This is a genomic window from Micromonospora sp. C97, from assembly GCF_018070385.1.
Taxonomy (GTDB): domain Bacteria; phylum Actinomycetota; class Actinomycetes; order Mycobacteriales; family Micromonosporaceae; genus Micromonospora; species Micromonospora parva.
Genome location: NZ_JAGPXU010000030.1, coordinates 31993 through 45913, shown reverse-complemented (window position 1 = coordinate 45913; position 13921 = coordinate 31993). Strand labels below are relative to the sequence as shown.

16 protein-coding genes are annotated in these 13921 nt (G+C 72.6%); 8 read left to right on the top strand and 8 right to left on the bottom strand.

Going from position 1 to position 13921, the window contains the following annotated elements:
• Nucleotides 1-158 precede the first annotated feature (158 nt).
• From KBX26_RS27585 to KBX26_RS27575, 3 genes are all read left to right on the top strand, one after another.
• Nucleotides 159-806: an acVLRF1 family peptidyl-tRNA hydrolase gene (locus tag KBX26_RS27585; protein WP_210866735.1), complete on the top strand. Its 648-nt coding sequence runs from the start codon at nucleotides 159-161 to the stop codon at nucleotides 804-806.
• Between the two features lie 95 nt (nucleotides 807-901).
• Complete coding sequence (locus KBX26_RS27580) at nucleotides 902-1201, top strand: muconolactone Delta-isomerase family protein (protein WP_030337308.1); 300 nt, start codon at nucleotides 902-904, stop codon at nucleotides 1199-1201.
• A 77-nt stretch (nucleotides 1202-1278) separates the two neighbouring features.
• The gene (locus KBX26_RS27575) at nucleotides 1279-1638 is read left to right on the top strand and encodes a nuclear transport factor 2 family protein (RefSeq protein ID WP_210866734.1); all 360 of its coding nucleotides are present in this window, start codon (nucleotides 1279-1281) and stop codon (nucleotides 1636-1638) included.
• An 89-nt stretch (nucleotides 1639-1727) separates the two neighbouring features.
• Here the strand turns inward: KBX26_RS27575 and KBX26_RS27570 are convergent, their stop codons facing one another.
• Nucleotides 1728-2648: a neutral zinc metallopeptidase gene (locus KBX26_RS27570; protein WP_030337304.1), complete on the bottom strand. Its 921-nt coding sequence runs from the start codon at nucleotides 2646-2648 to the stop codon at nucleotides 1728-1730.
• A gap of 263 nt (nucleotides 2649-2911) precedes the next feature.
• Here KBX26_RS27570 and KBX26_RS27565 point away from each other — a divergent pair, with 263 nt between their 5' ends.
• On the top strand, nucleotides 2912-4516 hold the full coding sequence (locus tag KBX26_RS27565; RefSeq protein WP_030337302.1) for an ABC-F family ATP-binding cassette domain-containing protein: 1605 nt from the start codon (nucleotides 2912-2914) through the stop codon (nucleotides 4514-4516).
• A 73-nt stretch (nucleotides 4517-4589) separates the two neighbouring features.
• Here KBX26_RS27565 and KBX26_RS27560 read toward each other — a convergent pair whose 3' ends face one another.
• A complete protein-coding gene (locus KBX26_RS27560; RefSeq protein WP_210866733.1) occupies nucleotides 4590-5189 on the bottom strand; it encodes a cadmium resistance transporter in 600 nt (199 codons plus the stop codon).
• 216 nt (nucleotides 5190-5405) lie between these two features.
• Between KBX26_RS27560 and KBX26_RS27555 the strand changes: the two genes are divergently transcribed.
• The 3 genes from KBX26_RS27555 (at nucleotide 5406) to KBX26_RS27545 (ending at nucleotide 8538) form a co-directional block, all read left to right on the top strand.
• Complete coding sequence (locus tag KBX26_RS27555; RefSeq protein ID WP_007462679.1) at nucleotides 5406-5633, top strand: helix-turn-helix domain-containing protein; 228 nt, start codon at nucleotides 5406-5408, stop codon at nucleotides 5631-5633.
• A 46-nt stretch (nucleotides 5634-5679) separates the two neighbouring features.
• A complete protein-coding gene (locus KBX26_RS27550) occupies nucleotides 5680-6447 on the top strand; it encodes an enoyl-CoA hydratase/isomerase family protein (RefSeq protein WP_210866732.1) in 768 nt (255 codons plus the stop codon).
• A gap of 114 nt (nucleotides 6448-6561) precedes the next feature.
• On the top strand, nucleotides 6562-8538 hold the full coding sequence (locus KBX26_RS27545; protein WP_030337295.1) for an ABC transporter ATP-binding protein: 1977 nt from the start codon (nucleotides 6562-6564) through the stop codon (nucleotides 8536-8538).
• 87 nt (nucleotides 8539-8625) lie between these two features.
• On the opposite strand, the gene mug is transcribed toward KBX26_RS27545, so the two are convergent.
• The 6 genes from mug to KBX26_RS27515 form a co-directional block, all read right to left on the bottom strand.
• On the bottom strand, nucleotides 8626-9213 hold the full coding sequence (gene mug, locus KBX26_RS27540) for a G/U mismatch-specific DNA glycosylase (RefSeq protein ID WP_210866731.1): 588 nt from the start codon (nucleotides 9211-9213) through the stop codon (nucleotides 8626-8628).
• 29 nt (nucleotides 9214-9242) lie between these two features.
• Nucleotides 9243-10004 carry an SDR family oxidoreductase gene (locus tag KBX26_RS27535; protein ID WP_210866730.1) on the bottom strand — a complete coding sequence of 254 codons (762 nt, stop codon included), beginning with the start codon at nucleotides 10002-10004 and terminating at the stop codon, nucleotides 9243-9245.
• Complete coding sequence (locus tag KBX26_RS27530) at nucleotides 9989-10534, bottom strand: hypothetical protein (RefSeq protein ID WP_210866729.1); 546 nt, start codon at nucleotides 10532-10534, stop codon at nucleotides 9989-9991. The genes KBX26_RS27535 and KBX26_RS27530 overlap by 16 nt, the downstream gene beginning before the upstream one ends.
• A complete protein-coding gene (locus KBX26_RS27525) occupies nucleotides 10531-11349 on the bottom strand; it encodes a DUF692 domain-containing protein (protein WP_210866728.1) in 819 nt (272 codons plus the stop codon). Before KBX26_RS27525 ends, KBX26_RS27530 begins: the two co-directional genes overlap by 4 nt.
• Complete coding sequence (locus KBX26_RS27520; protein WP_030337285.1) at nucleotides 11346-12269, bottom strand: TIGR04222 domain-containing membrane protein; 924 nt, start codon at nucleotides 12267-12269, stop codon at nucleotides 11346-11348. Before KBX26_RS27520 ends, KBX26_RS27525 begins: the two co-directional genes overlap by 4 nt.
• An 82-nt stretch (nucleotides 12270-12351) precedes the next feature.
• Nucleotides 12352-12924, bottom strand: coding sequence for a TetR/AcrR family transcriptional regulator (locus KBX26_RS27515; protein WP_030337284.1), 573 nt, complete (start codon nucleotides 12922-12924; stop codon nucleotides 12352-12354).
• A gap of 77 nt (nucleotides 12925-13001) precedes the next feature.
• Here KBX26_RS27515 and KBX26_RS27510 point away from each other — a divergent pair, with 77 nt between their 5' ends.
• On the top strand, nucleotides 13002-13862 hold the full coding sequence (locus KBX26_RS27510) for a carbon-nitrogen hydrolase family protein (protein WP_030337283.1): 861 nt from the start codon (nucleotides 13002-13004) through the stop codon (nucleotides 13860-13862).
• Nucleotides 13863-13921: the final 59 nt, after the last annotated feature.

Here is a 13921-nt window from a genome sequence, read left to right as displayed (position 1 = left end):
GCCGGGCTGGGCCGTGCTGTGGCGGGCCGTGCTGTGGCGGGCCGTGCTACGTCGTGCCGGGCTGGGCCGTGGCGGGCCGCGTCGGGTCGGGTCGGGCTGTCGGGCCGGGGAGCCCGCCCGGGGGTCCGGGCGGGCTCGCGGTGCCGTACGGTCGGGCGGTGACCAGTCGACCCGCAGCCGGCGGAGGTCGGTGGGTCGAGGTCGATCCGGCCCGCGTCGGCCGCTGGGTCGAGGGCTTCGCCGACCGGCACGGCCCGCCCACCACCAGCACACAGGAGTACGGCCTGCTGCTCGCCGCTCCGGACGGGGCGACCGCCGAGCTGTACGCCCCACCGGGCGCGCCGGTCGGCACGGATGTGGCCGGGTTCGTGGCCTCCGCCGTGACGCCGCGCCGGATCGGTCTGCTGCTGGCCCGCAAGGGCGCGGTGGCGATCGGGGTGGCCGAGGGTGCCGACCTCGTCAGCTCCAAGGTGGACACCCGGTACGTGCAGGGGCGCACCGCCGCGGGGGGATGGTCACAGCACCGGTTCGCCCGCCGGCGCGACAACCAGGCGAAGGCCGCGCTGGGCGACGCGGCGGACCTGGCCGTACGACTGCTGTTGCCGGCGGCGGCGACGCTCACCGCGCTGGTCTGCGGTGGTGACCGCAGGGCCGTGGACGGGGTGCTCGCCGACCGGCGGTTGGCCCCGCTCGTGCCGTTGCGGGCAGAGCGGTTGCTCGACGTGCCGGAGCCCCGGCACGCGGTGCTGCTCGCGGCGGTGGGCGCGGCCCGCGCGGTCCGGATCCGGTTGCGCGACCCCGATTGACCTCGCCCTCCGCCGACCAGGTCCCAGGGGAGACGGCCGCCACGCAAAACGGGGTTCCCGCCGTGCTGCCCGGCTGGCGGCCGGAGGATGGGCGCGTGGAGTTTCTGGTTGACATGGTGACGACGGTGCCGCCCGGAACGTCGGACGACGGGGTTGCTGAGATGCGCGCGCGTGAGGCGGCACGCTCGGCCGAGCTGACGGCGCAGGGCAGTCTCCTGCGGCTGTGGCGGCCGCCGCTGGCGCCGGGGGAGTGGCGTACGTGGGGGCTGTTCCGGGCCGACGACGCCGACGAGTTGGAGGCGGTGCTCGCGTCGATGCCGCTGCGTGCCTGGCGGCGCGAGACCGTGACGCCGTTGACGCCGCACCCGAACGACCCGGGTCAACCGCCGCGCTGAGCCTGACGGGGCTCGCCCCGTGGGTCGGTGAGCACGACAGGCACGTTACGCGGCACTCCGCCAACAGGGAGATCATCATGTCCGAGGCCCAGATTCTGCGTACCGTCCTCGACCGGTGGAAGTCGGCTGTCGACGCCCACGAGCCCGATCGGGTCGCGGCGTGCTTCACCGACGACGCGATCTTCCAGGGGTTGCAGCCGTACTCGGTCGGTCGTGCCGGCGTCGCCGCGTACTACGCCGGCCAGCCGCTCGGCCTCACCGCCGCGTACGACGTCCGGGAGATCCGCCGTCTCGCCGACGACGTGGTCCTCGGCTACCTGGAGGTGGAGTTCGGCTTCACCGACCGGCCGGCCCTGACCGTCAACCTCGGTGTGCTGCTGCGGCGGGTAGGCGACGACTGGCTCATCGGCCACTACCAGGTGTCGCGGCTCACCTGACCAGGGAGGCGCCGTCGGCGACAGCGTCTGGTGCCCGAAACAGATCGTGGCAGGCCCGCCGGAGGGGCCTGCCACGATCTCGGAACTGGTCAGAGCTGGTCGGTGCCGAAGGTGTCACAGCTCTTCGGGTCGCCGCGGTCGTAGCCCTGGGTGAACCAGCGCTTGCGCTGCTCGGACGTGCCGTGGGTGAACTGGTCGGGGTTGACCCGCCCGCCGGAGCGTTCCTGGATGCTGTCGTCGCCGATCGCCTCGGCGGCCTGCACCGCCTCGCTGATGTCGGACTGGGTGATGGACGTGAACAGCGGCTCCTGGCCGGTCTTGTCCTTGCTCTCGGTGGCGTGCTTGGCCCAGGCGCCGGCGTAGCAGTCGGCCTGCAGCTCGAGCCGTACGGAGGCGGAGCGGGGGCCACTCTGGTCGCCCTGGCCGGCCTTCGCGTTGGTGCCGAGCAGGTTCTGGATGTGGTGTCCGTACTCGTGGGCGAGCACGTAGGGCTGGGCGAACTCGCCCTTGGCGCCGAACCGGGAGGCCAGCTCGTCGTAGAAGCTCAGGTCGATGTACACCTGCTTGTCGGCGGGGCAGTAGAACGGGCCGACACCCGAGTCGGCCTGCCCGCAGCCGGTGTTCACGGCGGCCTGGAAGAAGTTGGTGTCGGTCGGCTCGTACTTCCCGTTGCCCACCTCCGGGTACGCCTTCTGCCAGTAGGCCTGGATGCTGTTGACGTAGAGCGCGTTGCGGCAGCGCGCGTCGTCGAGGCGCTGCGGGTTGTCGCGCGAGCAGAGCTGCTCCAGGTCGGTGCCGCCGGCCTGACCGCCCTCGTCGCCGTTGGTCATGGCGTTGAGGCCGAAGCCGCCGCCGAGCAGCGCGACGAGCACTGCCACCACGATGCCGATGATGCCGCCTCGACCGCCGCCGCCGGGGATCGGGATGCCGAAGCCGCCGCCGGATCCGCCACCCCGGCCGACGTCGTTGACCTGGGAGGTGTCGATTTCGGCCCGCTCGTTGAGTTCCATGGTGACCCCGATCGCCGTATGCCGGTGAGTGTCTTTTATGTGTTGTTTCGTCCCTCAAGTGCCGGACGGGGTCCGGACAGGCGTTCCCGTACCCGATGATCTTGATCGGTAATCCGGGCGGGCCGCCCGGCGGCGCCCGGTACACTTGTCAGGTGCTGCGCTGCGAAGGCTGAACCGCCCCGCGCCGTCGGGCCCCTTGAGCCCGCCGGCCGTTTCGCGTGCCCCGAGTCAGCCTTCCGAACCCCGAGAGCGAGCCCGCAAACATGATCACTGCCACCGGCCTGGAACTGCGCGCCGGTTCCCGGATCCTGCTGTCCGACACCACCCTGCGCGTGCAGCCCGGTGACCGGATCGGCCTGGTCGGTCGTAACGGTGCCGGCAAGACCACCACGCTGAAGGTGCTCGCCGGTGAGGGGCAGCCGTACGGCGGCCAGATCGACCAGCGCAGCGCCATCGGCTACCTGCCGCAGGACCCACGCACCGGCGACCTGGAGGTCACCGGCCGCGACCGGGTGCTCTCCGCCCGTGGCCTGGACGTGCTGATGGCGCAGATGCAGGAGATCGAGGCCCGGCTCGCCGAGGACGCCGACGAGAAGCTGGTCCGTCGGTACGGCGCGCTGGAGGACCAGTTCGCCGCCCTGGGCGGGTACGCGGCCGAGGCTGAGGCCGCGCGGATCTGCGCCAACCTCGGCCTACCGGACCGTGCGCTCGCGCAGACCATCGGCACCCTCTCCGGTGGTCAGCGTCGGCGTATCGAGCTGGCCCGGATCCTGTTCCGCGACGCGGGCGAGAACGGCGGCGGCATCCTGCTGCTCGACGAGCCCACCAACCACCTCGACGCCGACTCGATCACCTGGTTGCGGGGCTTCCTCGCCAACCACAAGGGCGGCCTGATCGTGATCTCCCACGACGGCGCGCTGCTGGAGTCGGTGGTCAACAAGGTCTGGTTCCTCGACGCCACCCGGTCGGTCATCGACGTGTACAACCTGGGCTGGAAGGCGTACCTGGAGGCCCGCGAGACCGACGAGCGGCGGCGGCGTCGGGAGCGGGCCAACGCGGAGAAGAAGGCCGGCGCTCTGATGGCGCAGGCCGACAAGATGCGGGCCAAGGCCACCAAGACCGTGGCCGCGCAGAACATGGCCCGCCGTGCCGAGAAGCTGATCTCCGGCCTGGAGGAGGTGCGGGTCGCCGACCGGGTGGCCAAGGTGCGTTTCCCCAGCCCCGCGCCGTGCGGCAAAACCCCGCTCACCGCGACCGGCCTGTCCAAGTCGTACGGCTCACTGGAGATCTTCACCGACGTCAACGTGGCGGTGGACCGCGGCTCCCGGGTGGCCATCCTCGGGCTCAACGGTGCCGGCAAGACGACCCTGCTGCGGATGCTCGGCGGGCTGCTCACCCCGGACACCGGCGAGGTGCACGCGGGGCACGGCCTGCGGTTGGGCTACTACGCCCAGGAGCACGAGACGCTGGACGTGGAGCGGACGGTGCTGGAGAACATGCGCGCCGCCGCCGTCGAGCAGTCCGACACCGACCTGCGCAAGATCCTCGGCGCGTTCCTCTTCTCCGGTGACGACGTGAACAAGCCGGCCGGGGTGCTCTCCGGTGGCGAGAAGACCCGGCTGGCGCTGTCCACCCTGGTCTGTTCCGGCGCCAACGTGCTCCTCCTCGACGAGCCGACGAACAACCTCGACCCGGTCAGCCGGGAGCAGGTGCTCGACGCCATCGCCAACTACCCGGGCGCGATCGTCCTGGTCACCCACGACCCGGGTGCGGTGCTCGCGCTCAAGCCCGACCGGGCCATCCTGCTGCCCGACGGCGACGAGGACGCCTGGAGCGACGACCTGCTCGAACTGGTCGAGCTGGCCTGATCGAGGCAGCTCGACGTGCGCTCGACCTCAACGTGCGCTCAAGCTCCGCCTGCGCTCGACCTCGGCGCTGCGGTCAGCCGAGCAGGTCACCCAGCCGGCCGAGCACGCCGGAGCTGACCAGGATCACCAGCCCGATGGCGATGAAGATCGCCGGCACCAGCCAGGCGCCGGCGCGTTCGACGAGCCGGACCACCCTCCGATGCCCGCCCAGCCAGGCCCCGGCCACACACCACAGGGCGATCAGCAGCACGAAGACCAGCAGGAACACGGCGCTGTCGGCCACCCCGAGGGCCCGGAAGACGGGTACGTAGACCGCGACGTTGTCGGCACCGTTCGCGATCGTCACCCCGGCCACGCCGAGCGCTCCGGTGACGACAGCGGGTGGCTCGTCGTCGCCCGAACCCCGCAGTGCGCGTACGCCGAGCGCGATCGGCAGCAGGCCCAGCAGACCCGTCCACGGGTCGGGCACCACCAGGAGCCCACCCGCGATCACCGCGCTGGCCAGCGCGAGCGCGCCGATGCCGAGGTATTGCCCGGCGACGATCTGCCAGGTGCGGGGTTGGCCGGTGGTGCGGGCCGCGACGAAGAACAGCGTCAGGATGACGATGTCGTCGATGTCGGTGGCGGCGAAGACGACGGCCGCTGCGCCCGCGGTGCTCAACAGGTCGATCACGACCGAAGGCTACGGGTCGTCGGCAGCCGCCAGCGTCCAGCGGTGGTACGCCCGGACGACGCGGCGGGCCGGATCGCCAGGATCACTCTATCGGGAAGCTGACATTGCATAGCGTGTCGGTTGGCGAAGAGTTGATATCTGGCGCATGATCGTCCGAGGCGGTCTAATAGGTGGGACCGTATCCGAACCGCACAGTCTGGGACGTGAGGACACAGCATGGCAGCCACTGGCACAGCCACCAGCACTGAGAAGGGTCGCCGGATCGTCGGAGCCGAGCGTCAGACGCTCGCCAAGGACCTGGTAAAGCGGTACACCTCGGGGGAGAGCATCCGCGCGTTGGCGGCCTCGACCGGCCGTTCCTACGGGTTCATCCACCGAGTGCTCACCGAGTCCGGCGTGCAGCTGCGTCAGCGCGGTGGTGCCCGGCGCCGCAAGAAGGCGTGACCCGCCCCCCAGCGTCGTCCATCAGCGCCGCGCCCCGGGACGTCCGGTGACCGCCGAGGCGACCGGGGTTCGGCTGACCTGCGACGGGCCGGTCGCCACGGTGACGTTGTGCCGGCCCGACGTGCTCAACGCCCAGACGCCCGCGATGTGGCGAGCGATGAGCGACTTCTCCCGTGACCTGCCCGGCGATGTCCGGGTGGTGGTGGTCCGCGGTGAGGGTCGGGCGTTCTCGGCCGGCCTCGATCTCGCGGTGGCGGGTGCCTCCGGTCCGGGGTCGTTCGCCGAGTTGGCCACGCTGTCCGAGCAGGAGTGCGCCGAGCGCATCGCGGAGTTCCAGGCCGGTTTCACCTGGCTGCACCGGCCGGACGTGATCTCCGTCGCGGCCGTGCAGGGCCACGCCATCGGTGCCGGCTTCCAGCTGGCGCTCGCCTGTGACCTGCGGGTGCTCTCCGCTGACGCGAAGCTGTCGATGGCCGAGGTGACCCTCGGCCTGGTGCCCGACCTGGCCGGCACGAAGCGCCTGGTCGAGCTGGTCGGCTACGCGCGGGCGTTGGAGATCTGTGCGACCGGCCGCCGGTTGGACGCCGCCGAGGCGGACCGGATCGGCCTGGCCACCCTGGTCGTGCCGCCAGCCGAGCTGGACGGTGCGGTGCGGGACCTGACCGCCGGCCTGCTCTCCGGAGCCCGCGACGCGGTGGTGGAGATCAAGGCGTTGCTCGCGGGCGCGGTCGGGCGGTCGCACGCCGACCAGCAGCGCGCCGAGCGGGAGGCGCAGACCCGTCGGCTGCGTGACCTCGCCGGCACTGGAGAATAGGTAAGGACCGCACGGGAAGATCCGGGTTACGGCTGGGGTTGTCACACTCGTCGGGAGAATTGACCTGACGGTGCGGTCTGCCCGGCAACCCGGAGGTGAGCGATGTCCAACCCGATGTCCGGCGGTGGCATGGCCGGGTGGAGCATGCTCCGGTCGATGCGCAACAGCGACGAGGTCTCCACCCACCGCCTCAAGCGGGGGGTGGCCCGCCGCATCGTGGCCTTCGCGCGCCCCTACCGACGCGACATCGTCATCTTCCTGATCACCGTGGTGCTGGCGGCCGTCATCGGCGTGGCCACACCGGTGCTCGCCGGCGACGTCATCAACGCGATCAACCGGGGCGGCGACGAGGCCGGCCGACTCGTGGTGCGGCTGGCCCTGTTCATCGCCGCGCTGGCGGTCGCCGACGCACTGCTCTCACTGGCCCAACGGTGGTATTCGGCCCGGATCGGCGAGGGCATCATCTTCAACCTGCGCACCCGGGTCTACGACCACGTGCAGCGGATGCCGTTGCAGTTCTTCACCCGTACCCAGACCGGGGCGCTGGTCAGCAGGCTCAACAACGACGTCCTCGGCGCCCAGCGGGCGTTCACCTCGACGTTGTCCGGCGTGGTCAGCAACGTCATCCAGTTGGTGCTCACCGCGGCGGTGATGTTCACCCTCTCCTGGCAGATCACCGCGCTCTCGCTGGTGCTGCTCCCGATTTTCATCATTCCGGCCCGCCGGGTCGGTCGGCGGCTGGCCGAGATCACCCGGGAGTCGTACAACCTCGACGCCAAGATGAACGCGACCATGACCGAACGCTTCGGGGTGGCCGGCGCACTGCTGGTGAAGCTCTTCGGTCAGCCCGAGATCGAGGCCCGCCGGTTCGCCGGGCGGGCCGAGCGGGTCCGCGACATCGGCATCCAGTCCGCCATGTACTCCCGCACCTTCTTCGTGGCGATGCTGCTGGTCGCCTCGCTGGCGCAGGCGCTGACCTACGGCCTCGGCGGCTGGCTCGCGGTGACCGGCGGTGTCAGTGCGGGCACCGTGGTGACCCTCGCGTTGCTGCTCACCCGCCTGTACGGTCCGCTCACCGCGCTTTCCAACGTCCGGGTGGACGTGATGAGCGCGCTGGTCTCCTTCGACCGGGTCTTCGAGGTGCTCGACCTCAAGCCGGGCATCGTGGAGAAGCCCGACGCCGTGGCGGTGCCGCGTGGCAGCGGCCGGGTCGACTTCCGGGACGTGCGGTTCCGCTACCCGAGCGCCGCCGAGATCTCCCTCGCCTCGCTGGAGGAGGTCGCCACCCTCGACCGGACGATCAACGAACCGGTGCTCAAGGGCGTCTCGTTCAGCGTCGAGCCGGGGCAGATGGTCGCACTGGTCGGCCCGTCCGGGGCGGGCAAGTCGACGCTGTCGATGCTCATCTCCCGGATCTACGACGTCAGCGACGGGCAGGTGCTGGTCGGCGGTGTGGACGTACGCGACGCGACGCTCGCCTCCCTGCGTGACGAGATCGGTGTGGTCACCCAGGATTCGCACCTGTTCCACGAGACGATCGCCGAGAACCTGCGCTACGCCAAGCCGGACGCCACCGACGACGAGATCTGGGCCGCGCTGGCCGGAGCGCAGGTCGCCGACCTGGTCCGGTCGCTGCCCGACGGGCTGGACACCACAGTGGGGGAGCGCGGCTACCGGTTCTCCGGCGGCGAGAAGCAGCGCATCGCCATCGCCCGCCTGCTGCTCAAGGCCCCGTCGATCGTGATCCTCGACGAGGCGACCGCACACCTGGATTCGGAGAGCGAGGCGGCGGTGCAGCGTGCGCTGTCGGTGGCGCTGACCGGGCGGACCGCCCTGGTGATCGCGCACCGGCTCTCCACAGTGCGCGACGCCGACCAGATCCTCGTTCTCGACGGCGGGCGGATCGTCGAGCGGGGGCGACACGACGAACTGGTGGCGGTCGGCGGGCTCTACGCCGAGCTGTACCGGACCCAGTTCGCTGTCGCCGACTCGCCCACCCCGTTCGTCGACGCGACCGGCCCCGAGCCGGTGGTCATGCCACTGGGCACGTACGTCGCGGACGAGGCCATGCCGCCCGCCGCCGCCAACTGACGGCTGCCGGCCTTGATCGACTCGGGTTCCCTGAAGTCGGGGTGTCCTGGTCGCGTTGACCGCCCGACTTCCTGAAAACCGAGTCGATCAAGGGGCGGTTACCTCGGTGGCCTCCCGCAGCTCGGCGAACGCCAGGCCCAGCGTGACCGGGGTGAAGTGGGCGTTCAGGCCGCTCGGGTTGGGCAGCACCCACAGCCGCGCCCCGGCCAACGACTCCGGTTGCGGCCCGAAGGTCGCCTTGGGCCGTTGGAAACCGATCCGGTACGCGGTCACCCCCACCACCGCCACCCAACGCGGCCGGTACCGGGCCACCTTGTCGGTCAGGATCGCCGCGCCGTCGAGGAGTTCCTCGGTGCTGAGCTCGTCCGCGCGGGCGCTGGCCCGGGCGGCCATGTTGGTGATGCCGAGCCCGAGCGCGGGCAGCTCGCCCTGTTCGCTGGGGTGCAGCAGTCGGGGAGTGAACCCGCCCCGGTGCAGGGCAGGCCAGAACCGGTTGCCGGGCCGGGCGAAGTGCCAGCCGGTGGCAGCCGACCAGAGGCCGGGGTTGATGCCGACGAAGAGCACCGCCAGCCCCGGCGCGAGCACGTCGGGGATGGTCCGGTCAGCGGCCGCCGCCAACTCCGCCCGGGTCGGCCCGGCCGCTCTGTCGGTGCGAGCCGGCTTCGACGGTGTCACGGCCCGGGTTTGCCGGGCCCTGTCGGGGGTCACAGCCCGCGTAGAGCGCCGCCGTCGACCGGCACTGTGATCCCGGTGAGGTAGCTCGCGGCGGGGGAGAGCGCGAACGCGGCCACCCGACCGAACTCGGCCGGGTCGCCGATGCGGCGCAGCGGGATGCCGGCCTCCGCCTCGGCGCGGGCCCGCTCCGGGTCGCCGGTCGCTCCGAACAGCTCCCGGTTGCGATCGGTCATGATCCGGCCGGGCAACAGGCCGACCACGCGGACGCCCCGAGGGCCGTAGTCGTCGGCGATGTCCTTGGCGGCCCCGACCAGGCCGGGCCGCAGACCGTTGGAGATGCCGAGACCGGGCACCGGGCCACGCGCCGAGGTGGAGAGCACCAGCCCGATCGCGCCGCCCTCGGGCAGGGCGTTGGCGACAGTGCGTACGGCACGGATGGTGCCCAGGAAGACCGTCTCGAAGGAGAGCCGCCACTGCTCGTCGGTGACCGCTGCGGCGTTGCCGGGCGGTGGCCCACCGACCGAGATCAGCGCGCCGTCGAGCCGGCCGAAATGCTGCTGGGCGGCGGCGACGAGCTGCCCCGGGGTCTCCGGGTCGGCCAGGTCGCCGGTCAGCCCGACGGCGTGCTCCGGCCCACCCAGCTGCTGCGCGGCGGCGGCCACAGCGTCCGCGTCCCGGGCTGAGAGGACCACCCGTGCACCGTCGGCGACCAGGCACTGCGCTGTCGCGAAACCCAGGCCGCGGGAGGCGCCGGTGAGGACGTACACGCGGTCGGTCAGTCCGAGATCCATAATGCCGATCCTGCCGCATCCGAAACGCCGTCGCCAGCACGGGTGGGTACCCGCGGGGCGGGGCGCAGCAGGCGTACCCGGCCGGCGATCTGCACCGCGACGGCCCCGCCGGCGCGGCCCACCGCCGGCAACCGGCGCGGACGTGGCGCCCGCAGCCCGTCGTAGCGCAGGAGCGCCTCCCGGGCGGCCAGCTCCTCGGCGGCCGGCGGCGGCAGCGCACGTTCGGCGTGCAGCGCGCGGGCCAGGTCCCAACCGTCGCGCAGCGACCCGGCGGTGGGTCGCCGCTCGGCCCAGCCGGCGAAGGTCGTCGTCCACCTGGCACCGAGGCTGGCGGCGAGCAACGGCCAGTGCCGGGCGACGGCACCGGCCCGTTTGCGCAGCAGGGCCGCGCGGGTGGCGGCCAGCGGGCCGGGTGCGAACCCCGGCGGGGGTGGCCCTCCGGCGACGAGCGCGGCGACCAGTTCGGCCTGCCGTTCGGCGAGCCCGGCGCGGGGCGCGGCTGCCAGGTCGCCGTGGGGCGCGCCGGTCATGTGACGGCCGGGAAGCCCGCGGCGGCGGCGAGGGCGTCCAGTTCGGCGCGGAGTTCAGCGGCCGGCGGGTAGTGGCCGTCGCGTTCCAGCAGCAGCGCCGGTGGCCGCTGCCGGGCGCAGAGCGCGCCGACCAGCTCCAGCACCGCTGGCGGAACCGGGTCGGTGTGGGTGTCGTGGTAGAAACCGCCGTGCTCCGCGCCGCCGGCCACATGGGCGTACGCGATCCGCTCCAGCGGCAGACGGTCCAGCAACGCCAGCGGGTCGGCGCCCCGGTTGCGGGCGTTGGCGTGCACGTTCGCCACGTCCAGCAGCAGCAGGGCCCCGGTCCGGTCGAGGATCTCGGTGAGGAAGTCCGCCTCGTCCAGCTCGTCGTCGGGCCAGTCGACCAACGCGGCGATCGGTTCCAGCGCGATGGGCACCGGCAGGTCGGCCTGGGCCCGCGCCACGTTGGCGCAGACCGCGTCGACGGCTTCCCGGCTGCGCGGCAGCGGCAGCAGGTGCCCGGCCTCCAGACCGCCGGCCCTGACGAACGCGATGTGTTCGCTGATCAGCGGGGCGTCCAGGCGTTGCGCCACCGCGGCCAGGTGGCCGACCCGGGCCGGGTCGACCGGCTCGGCGCCGCCGAGGGAGAGCCGCACCCCGTGCGGTACGACTGTCACCGCGCGTTCCCGCAGCTGTGTCAGCCCGGGTGGGAGCGGCCCGGACGCGGGCACCCCCTCGGCCACCACTTCGACGAAGCGCAGGCCGGGCAGGTCGGCCACGAAGCCGGCGATCTCCGGACGCCAGCCGATGCCGACCCCGGACGGGCCGGTCATCCGCCGCACCCCCCGCCGCCGCACCCGCCACCACCGCCGCAGGAGCTGCCACCGTCTCCACCGGAGCTGTCCCCGCCGCCGGAGGACCCGTCGGACCCGCCCGTCCATCCGCTGCCGGAGGCGGCCTGGCGCTGAATCTCGGCCTGTTCGGCGAAGCCCGGGTCGAGTGCCCAGAGCGAGGCGGTGCCGTACAGGGCGACGCCCATCGCCGCGCCGGCCGCCCCGTAGGTGGCGTAGGCGGGTGCGGAGGCGGGCGCGAGGTGGGTGTGCTCGCGGCGGACGGAACGCACTGCCGATCGACCGGCCCGGGTGAGCATGGGCGCCCGGCGCAGCACGAGCGTGATGATCAGCAGCGGAACCAGTGTCAGCAGCAGGTAACCGACCGGGTGACCGTTGAACAGGCCGGAGACCAACCGGAGCACACCGAGGCCCAGCAGGGCGATCAGGATCGTGGCCCAGAAGCGGGCGCGGGCGCGCTGCGCGTCGTCGGTGAGCAGTCCGCGTTGCTCCAGGCCGTTGCGGATCTGGTGCAGCGCGGTGCGTACCCGCTCGTCCTGCGGGAGGTCCCCGACCCGGGCGTGCTGGTGGGCCGCCCAGTGGATGGCCTGATCCAGCGGGGTGAGCCCGGTCGGCGCGGCCCCGACGGTGGTCAGCCGGCGGTCCGGTCGCACGCCGATCGCTCCGCTGGCGCGCAGCCCGCCGAGCGCGGCGTGTACGGCCAGCCGAGGCCCCCCGTTGAGGTACGCGACCTGCTGGGGCCCGAGGGGGTCGGTGGTCATGGCGCCGGTCGATCCGGCGGCGAGCCGGACCCGGTGGTACGCCGCGATCACCACCACCAGGATGGCCGCTGCGAGGTAGTACCGGAGGAAGGTCGGGCCGGAGATGCCCCAGGTGTCACCGGACGCGGCGTGGACGCTCATCGACTGCTCCTGTCACCGGAGGGGATCGGCGGCCCCATTGTGGAGCAGCCTCGCCACGGTCGACCGACCGGTGCCCGCGCGGTCAGTGCCGGCGGACCGCCTCCTCGACCAGGTCGAGCACCGGGCCCAGGTCACCGGCCGGTCGACCCATGGCCAGGTGCAGCACCAGACCGTCGTAGGCCAGCTCCAGGAACTGGGCCAGCACGTCGATCGGTACGTCCTCACGCAGCACCCCGGCGTCGCGCTGGCGGGCCAGCCGGTCCCGGGTCGCCTCCGCGATCGCGGCGGACCGCTCGGCCCACCGTTTGGCGAACGCGGGGTCGGTGCGCAGCCGCCGGGAGACCTCCAGTTGGCTGCCCAACCAGCCGGTGGTGTCGGGGGAGACGGCGCGGGCCAGCAGATCGCGCATCACCTGCACCAGACCGTTGCGGGCCACCGTCTCGACCATGGCCGCGGCGTCGTCCTCGGCGACGGCCAGGAAGAGCGAGTCCTTGTCGCGGAAGTGGTGGAAGATCGCGCCGCGGGACAGACCGGTGGCCTCCTCAAGGCGGCGTACGGTCGCGCCCTCGTAGCCGAGCCGGGCGAAACACGCCCGGGCGGCGGCGAGGATCTCCTGCCGGCGCGCGTCGAGCTGGTCCTGACTTACTCTGGGCACACGTCGATCGTCGCAGGTCAACCCGGGGCACGCAAACCGTACGTACGGCTTGGGATGGTGCCGTTTACCATCGCCCGGTGACCCAGCCCCACACCGTGCCCAGCTCCCCGCTGACGGTGGCCACCGTCCAGGCCACCCCCACGCCGGGCGACGTCGCCGGCAACGCGCTCGTCGCCGCCGACCTGGTCCGCCAGGCGGGCGAACGGGGCGCCCGGGTGGCAGTCCTGCCGGAGTTGTTCCTCTGCGCGTACCACCCGCCGGCCCTCGCCGCCGACCCGGCCGGCACGGACGTCGCCGCCGATCAGGGCGGGATGGTCGCGGATCCCCGGCTCGACCCGCTGCGCGTCGCGGCGCGCGAGGCCGGCGTCACCGCGCTGGTGGGCGCGGCCGTGCGGCACCCGGACGGCCGGCGGACCATCGCGGCGCTGGTGGTCGACCGGGCCGGCGAGGTGCGGGTCGGTTACGACAAGCAGCAGTTGTGGGGTGACGAACGGGAGCTGTTCGTCCCCGGCGATCGGGGTGCCACGCTGCTCGTCGACGACTGGCGGCTCGGGCTGGGCATCTGTTATGACGGTTGTTTCCCGGAGCACGGCCGGGCCGCCGCCCTCGACGGCGCACACGCCTACCTGTGCCCGAGCGGGTACCTGACCGGCTCCGAACACCGCCGGGATCTCTACTACGCCGCGCGGGCCCTGGACAACACGATGTTCGTGGTCTTCGCCAACGCGGTCGGCGGCGTCGACCCGTGGCGGTTCAACGGTGGCGCGGCCATCTACGACCCGGAGGGGCGGGTGCTGGCTCGCGGGGCCGACGACGGCACGGCGGTGCTCGTGGCGTCGCTGGATCCGGCCGTGCTCGCGGCCACCCGGGCGGCCCACTCGATGCTCGTCGATCGGCTGCCGGAGCAGGGCGGCGCGCGGGTGTCGATGCCTGGCTGAGCCCTTCGTCAGGTCGATACCCGCCGCATCTGTTGGCGGACACGTCGGTCCCGTAGGGT

Bases quoted from the DNA above. Each gene is read 5' to 3' on its own strand.
- KBX26_RS27575 (WP_210866734.1), top strand. From the start codon at position 1,279: ATGTCCGAGGCCCAGATTCTGCGTACCGTCCTCGACCGGTGGAAGTCG.
- KBX26_RS27565 (WP_030337302.1), top strand. From the start codon at position 2,912: ATGATCACTGCCACCGGCCTGGAACTGCGCGCCGGTTCCCGGATCCTG.
- KBX26_RS27555 (WP_007462679.1), top strand. From the start codon at position 5,406: ATGGCAGCCACTGGCACAGCCACCAGCACTGAGAAGGGTCGCCGGATC.
- KBX26_RS27520 (WP_030337285.1), bottom strand. From the start codon at position 12,269: ATGAGCGTCCACGCCGCGTCCGGTGACACCTGGGGCATCTCCGGCCCG.
- KBX26_RS27530 (WP_210866729.1), bottom strand. From the start codon at position 10,534: ATGACCGGCGCGCCCCACGGCGACCTGGCAGCCGCGCCCCGCGCCGGG.
- KBX26_RS27545 (WP_030337295.1), top strand. From the start codon at position 6,562: ATGTCCGGCGGTGGCATGGCCGGGTGGAGCATGCTCCGGTCGATGCGC.
- KBX26_RS27570 (WP_030337304.1), bottom strand. From the start codon at position 2,648: ATGGAACTCAACGAGCGGGCCGAAATCGACACCTCCCAGGTCAACGAC.
- KBX26_RS27525 (WP_210866728.1), bottom strand. From the start codon at position 11,349: ATGACCGGCCCGTCCGGGGTCGGCATCGGCTGGCGTCCGGAGATCGCC.
- KBX26_RS27535 (WP_210866730.1), bottom strand. From the start codon at position 10,004: ATGGATCTCGGACTGACCGACCGCGTGTACGTCCTCACCGGCGCCTCC.